Source organism: Brevundimonas sp. (genome assembly GCF_023259385.1).
Taxonomy (GTDB): domain Bacteria; phylum Pseudomonadota; class Alphaproteobacteria; order Caulobacterales; family Caulobacteraceae; genus Brevundimonas.
Genome location: NZ_JAHFPF010000243.1, coordinates 1 through 5,184 on the forward strand (window position 1 = coordinate 1; position 5,184 = coordinate 5,184).

A 5,184-nucleotide genomic window follows, 5' to 3' on the forward strand; every position below is an offset into this window, starting at 1 on the left:
GCTCGGTCATGCACATCGTCTCGGATGTGCAGGGCATGGCCGATCCCAAACTGGACGCGGTCGACACCCTGCTGGCCGCCCTGCCCGCCGGCACCCTGTCGGGCGCGCCGAAGGTACGGGCGATGGAGATCATCGACGAGCTGGAAGAGGTGAAGCGCGGCGTCGGCTACGGCGGCGGCGTGGGCTATATCTCGGCGGGCGGCGAGGCGGACATCTGCATCGTCCTGCGCACCGCCCTGTTCGCCGACGGCCAGATCCATGTGCAGGCGGGAGCCGGCGTCGTCGCCGACAGCGATCCGGCGGCGGAATATGCCGAAACCCGGGCCAAGGCGCGCGCGCCCATGCGGGCGGCGGACGAAGCCTGGCGCTATCCGTTCGGCAACAGGGCCTGATCGATCGGCGGTGCGTCCTGGAAGCGGACGCCCGGCCCGAGGATCATCACCCCGGCCATCAGCACCGCCGCCGTCGCGGCCAGGGCCGCCGCGCCGAGCGCGGGCCATGGGCTGCTCCGCGTCGCCGCGGGATCGGTCAGCAGGATACGCGCCTTCTGGATGCCGTCGGCCATTCGAGCCTCCCCGTTCGAAGAGTCCCAATTCGATCCAATACGGTTAACGCAATCTTACCGGCCTCCTGAGACGCCTTGGGCGCTTGGCGCGGCGGGCCGTAGTCCCTAGAAGCCAAGTCATGATCCTCGTCGTCGATAACTACGACAGCTTTACCTACAACCTCGTCCACTACCTGGCGGAGTTGGGCGCGGAGACGCGCGTCGTGCGCAACGACGACCTGACCGCCGCTGAGGCCTGGGCGCTGAAGCCCGAGGCCGTGCTGCTGTCGCCCGGTCCGTGCACGCCCAACGAGGCCGGCGTCTGCCTGGCCCTGATCGACACCGCGCCGCTGGACATGCCGATCTTCGGCGTCTGCCTGGGCCATCAGGCGATGGGCCAGGCGTTCGGCGGCGACGTGATCCGCGCCAAGGCCCTGATGCACGGCAAGACCTCGCCGATCCTTCACGAGGGCAAGAGCGTGTTCCGCGGCCTGCCCTCGCCGTTCACGGCCACGCGCTACCACTCGCTGGCGGTGAAGCGGGAGACCCTGCCGGACGTGCTGGAGGTCACCGCCTGGACCGCCGACGGCGAGATCATGGGCCTGGCCCACAAGACCCGCCCCATCCACGGTGTGCAGTTCCATCCGGAATCGATCGCCACCGAGCACGGCCACGACCTGCTGGCCAACTTCCTGGACCTCGCGGGCGTGAAGCGCCGGGCGATGGTCTGAGGTGGCGGACACCTTCAAGCCCCTGCTGGCCAAGCTGGTCGACGGCAAGACCCTGTCGGACGCCGAGGCGCACGCTTTCTTCGCCGCCTGCCTGCGCGGCGAGCCGACCCCGGCCCAGGTCGCCGCCGCCGTCACCGCCCTGCGCATCCGCGGCGAGACGGTGGGCGAGATCGCGGCCTTCGCCACCGCCATGCGCGAGGCGGCCCTGACGCTGGACCATCCGTGGGACGTCATCGACACCTGCGGCACCGGCGGCGACGGCCAGCACACCTTCAACATCTCCACGGCGGCGGCGCTAGTGCTGGCGGGCGCGGGCCTGAAGGTCGCCAAGCACGGCAACCGGGCGCTGAGCTCGAAGTCCGGCTCCTCCGACGTGCTGGCGGTGCTGGGGGTCAATCTGCAGGCCGGCCAGGCCCAGCAGTTGCGCGCGCTGGACCGGGCGGGGATCGCCTTCCTGTTCGCCCCCTCCTACCACGGCGCCATGCGCCACGTCGGGCCGGTGCGGGCCGAGATCGGCTTCCGCACCGTGTTCAACCTGCTGGGCCCGCTGTCTAATCCGGCCCAGGCGAAGCGGCAGGTGATGGGCGTCTACGATCCCCGCCTGCTGGAGCCGCTGGCCGAGGTGCTGGGCCGCCTGGGCGCCGTGCGGGCCTGGACCGTGCACGGCCAGGGCCTGGACGAACTGACCGTCACCGGCGAGACCGAGGTGGCGGAATGGAAGGACGGCGCCGTGCGCCGCTTCACCGTCACGCCCGAGGACGCCGGACTGGCCCGCCACGACCTCTCTGCCATCCGCGGCGGCGACGCCGAGGCGAACGCCGCCGCCCTGACCGCCCTGCTGGACGGAGCGAAGGGCGCCTATCGCGACGTGGTGCTGCTGAACGCCGCCGCCGGGCTGGTGGTGGCCGACAAGGCCGCCGACCTGGCCGAGGGCGCGGCCCAGGCCGCCGCCGTCATCGACGACGGACGCGCGGCCAAAGCCCTGGCCGAGCTGGTCGCCGCCACCAACACCCCCATCGAGGAAGAGGAGCCGGCGTGACCGACGTGCTGGACCGCATCGCCGCCTACAAGCGCGAGGACGTCGCCGCCCGCAAGGCGGCCCTGTCGCAGGACGCGGTCGAGGCGCGGGCCGCCCTGGCCTCCGCCCCGCGCGGCTTCCGCGCCGCGTTGGACAGCCATGTCGTGGAGACCGGCCGACCGGCCCTGATCGCCGAGATCAAGAAGGCCAGCCCGTCCAAAGGCCTGATCCGCGCCGATTTCGATCCGCCGGCGCTGGCGAAAGCCTATGAGCGCGGCGGCGCGACCTGCCTCTCGGTCCTGACCGACGGCCCCAGCTTCCAGGGCGACGACGCCTATCTGGCCGCCGCCCGGAACGCGGTCGCCCTGCCCTGCCTGCGCAAGGACTTCCTGGTCGATCCGTGGCAGGTGGCCGAAAGCCGGGCCCTGGGCGCCGACTGCATCCTGATCATCCTGGCCATGATCGACGACGCCTTGGCCGCCGAACTTCTGTCGGAGGCGGAACGCTTCCGCATGGACGCCCTGATCGAGACCCACGACGAGGCCGAGATGGCCCGCGCCTGCAAGCTGGGCAGCGATCTGGTCGGGGTGAACAACCGCTCCCTGCGCACCTTCGAGGTCGATCTGGAGACCACCGAACGCCTCGCCATGCTCAGCCCCGTCCGCGCCCTGCTGGTGGCCGAGAGCGGCATCTTCACCCCGGACGACGTGCAACAGGTCTCCGACGCCCACGCCCAGGCCATCCTCGTCGGCGAAAGCCTGATGCGTCAGGATGACGTGGAAGCGGCGACGCGGGCGCTGCTGGCCTAGGCCGGGACCACCGCAACGGCGGCCCGCGGATCAGGCCCGTAGCGGTTTGGCCCCTGCTGGCCAGGGCGCAGGAGCAGCACCAGGACGATCAAGGCGACCGGAAACAGAAGCACCTTCCACGACTCCAGCGGGTCAGGCTGAAACAGCCATTCGGGATTCCGCACCGCGAAGACCACCCGATATGACTCGTAGAGGTTCATCACGGGGAACGGCGGCACCAACAGGGCCCACCATCCCGACAGGCCCTGGTCATGGAGGCGTCGGACGAACAGGGCGGCGAATGGAACGCACAAAGCGACGTCCACGAACGCCCGACCGTACCATTCAGCGTCCCACTGCAGGGCGTTGAGCGGAATTCTCAGCAGGAGCGACGGGATCAAGAGCAGGATGTAGATGTAGATCACATCCACGATCCTCGCGCGGCCTCTGAAGCTGACCAGTTCGCCGGCCAGAGCCTTGAGCCGGTCGCCGACCCCCGCGAGCAATGTGTCCAAGCCGTCCTCCCTCTTGTCCGCACCATGACGTCCCATCGTTTCGCGGGCAACGCCGGCTTGACGGTAACCCTGCCTTAACCGGAACACCTCAGGAACAGTTTCTGGACGTTTGCGGTTTGTTCCGCTAGCGTTCTGGAAACCGGATTCGCCTCGAGGACGTCATGCTCACGCGCAAACAGCACGAACTGCTCATGTTCATCCACGAGCGGATTCAGGAGACCGGCGTGTCTCCGTCCTTCGACGAAATGAAGGAGGCGCTGGATCTGGCGTCCAAGTCGGGCATCCACCGCCTGATCACAGCGCTGGAGGAACGGGGCTTCATCCGCCGCCTCGCTCACCGGGCGCGGGCGCTGGAGGTCACCAAGCTGCCGGAACAGGCGACGCAGGGCGCGCCGCGCGGTCATGCGGGCTTCAAGCCGGGCGTGATCGAGGGCGGCGGCCGTCCGCAGGCCGCCGAACCGGCCAACGACACCCGCGAACTGTCGCTGATGGGCAAGATCGCGGCGGGTACGCCCATCGACGCCATCGAGCACGAGACCGCCCGCTATCCGGTGCCGGAGGCCATGCTGGGCTCTGGCGAGCATTATCTGCTCGAGATCGAGGGCGACTCGATGATCGAGGCCGGCATCCTCAACGGCGATCTGGTGATCATCAAATCGACCGAGAACGCCTCGTCCGGCGAGATCGTCGTGGCCCTGGTCGAAGGCGAACAGGCCACGCTGAAGCGCCTGCGCAAGAAGGGCGCCTCCATCGCGCTGGAGCCCGCCAACCGCAACTACGAAACCAAGATCTACGGCTCGGACCAGGTCGCCGTGCAAGGCAAGCTGGTCGGCCTCATCCGCCGGTATCACTAGGCGCGTCGCCGAACCGGCTCCACGGCCGATCGCCACGCACATCCGACACCCACAGGGCTCGCCAGCGGTTCGCCGCGGCGGGCCCTTCGCGTTTCAGCTCCACCGCCCCGCCCCGGGCGTAGTCCAGCCCGTCCAGCACCAGCCGCCCTTCGCAGGACGGCGGAAGCGCGGCCAGTTCGCCCCGCACACTGACGACCGGGGCTGACCGGCACAGGGGGTCCAGCTGCTCCGCCGACGGCGCGCGGCGGCCCCACCACAGGGCTACGGGACCGGAGGTCTCCGGCGCGCAGGAGAACCGGCCGCAGGTCCAGCGCTCCGCGGGCCGATCCACCGCCTGCAGCCCCCGCCGCCGGGTCCAGACATCGACCGCGAACTGGCGCACGCCGGGCCGGACGATCACAGCCTGCCGGTCCTGAACAAAGGCCGCCTGCGTGCCGGCGTCGCCGATCCACAGGTCCGGCGCCGGGTCGCGCGGCCAGATCAGCACCGCGCAGGCCAACGGCAGGCCCAGCCACCGCAGCGGCCCTCTCCAGAGACAGCAGAACAGCACCCCGAGGAAGGCGATGGGCAGGACGATGTCCGGCGCGCTGGCGATGGTCCGCACTGCGCCCGGCAAACCCGCAACCCGTTCACCGATGGCCAGCATCAGGTCGATGCCCCGCGCCGCCAGCCACAGGAAGGGCGCGCCCAGCCCGATCGGCTCCAGCAGGGCGCCCAGGGCCAGGGCGGGCATG

The 5,184-nt window shown here is 70.1% G+C and carries 7 protein-coding genes and 1 pseudogene; 5 read left to right on the forward strand and 3 right to left on the reverse strand.

Annotation, left to right across the window (positions count from 1 at the left end):
• A partial coding sequence (locus Q0C81_RS15545) for a chorismate-binding protein (protein WP_291839933.1) occupies positions 1-392 on the forward strand: 392 nt, incomplete at its 5' end.
• Here the strand turns inward: Q0C81_RS15545 and Q0C81_RS15550 are convergent.
• The gene (locus tag Q0C81_RS15550; protein ID WP_291839937.1) at positions 368-565 is read right to left on the reverse strand and encodes a peptidoglycan-binding protein; all 198 of its coding nucleotides are present in this window, start codon (positions 563-565) and stop codon (positions 368-370) included. The two genes, Q0C81_RS15545 and Q0C81_RS15550, sit on opposite strands and share 25 nt — an antisense overlap.
• Before the next feature lie 119 nt (positions 566-684).
• Between Q0C81_RS15550 and Q0C81_RS15555 the strand changes: the two genes are divergently transcribed.
• From Q0C81_RS15555 to trpC, 3 genes are read left to right on the forward strand one after another with little or no spacing between them, the layout of a single operon-like run.
• Positions 685-1,275 carry an aminodeoxychorismate/anthranilate synthase component II gene (locus tag Q0C81_RS15555; RefSeq protein WP_291839940.1) on the forward strand — a complete coding sequence of 197 codons (591 nt, stop codon included), beginning with the start codon at positions 685-687 and terminating at the stop codon, positions 1,273-1,275.
• A 1-nt stretch (position 1,276) separates the two neighbouring features.
• Positions 1,277-2,314: an anthranilate phosphoribosyltransferase gene (trpD, locus tag Q0C81_RS15560; RefSeq protein ID WP_291839943.1), complete on the forward strand. Its 1,038-nt coding sequence runs from the start codon at positions 1,277-1,279 to the stop codon at positions 2,312-2,314.
• Entirely contained in the window at positions 2,311-3,102 is a 792-nt protein-coding gene (gene trpC, locus Q0C81_RS15565; protein ID WP_291839946.1) for an indole-3-glycerol phosphate synthase TrpC, read from the forward strand. The genes trpD and trpC overlap by 4 nt, the downstream gene beginning before the upstream one ends.
• Here the strand turns inward: trpC and Q0C81_RS15570 are convergent.
• Positions 3,099-3,596, reverse strand: coding sequence for a DUF805 domain-containing protein (locus Q0C81_RS15570; protein ID WP_291839951.1), 498 nt, complete (start codon positions 3,594-3,596; stop codon positions 3,099-3,101). The two genes, trpC and Q0C81_RS15570, sit on opposite strands and share 4 nt — an antisense overlap.
• Before the next feature lie 161 nt (positions 3,597-3,757).
• Between Q0C81_RS15570 and lexA the strand changes: the two genes are divergently transcribed.
• Complete coding sequence (gene lexA, locus Q0C81_RS15575; protein ID WP_291839955.1) at positions 3,758-4,450, forward strand: transcriptional repressor LexA; 693 nt, start codon at positions 3,758-3,760, stop codon at positions 4,448-4,450.
• On the opposite strand, the pseudogene Q0C81_RS15580 reads toward lexA, so the two are convergent.
• Positions 4,431-5,184 (reverse strand): annotated as a pseudogene (locus tag Q0C81_RS15580) (competence protein ComEC); the annotation flags it as partial. The gene lexA and the pseudogene Q0C81_RS15580 overlap by 20 nt on opposite strands.

Excerpts from the sequence above, each read along its gene's own strand:
- Q0C81_RS15550 (WP_291839937.1), bottom strand. The coding sequence starts at position 565 with ATGGCCGACGGCATCCAGAAGGCGCGTATCCTGCTGACCGATCCCGCG.
- Q0C81_RS15555 (WP_291839940.1), top strand. The coding sequence starts at position 685 with ATGATCCTCGTCGTCGATAACTACGACAGCTTTACCTACAACCTCGTC.
- lexA (WP_291839955.1), top strand. The coding sequence starts at position 3,758 with ATGCTCACGCGCAAACAGCACGAACTGCTCATGTTCATCCACGAGCGG.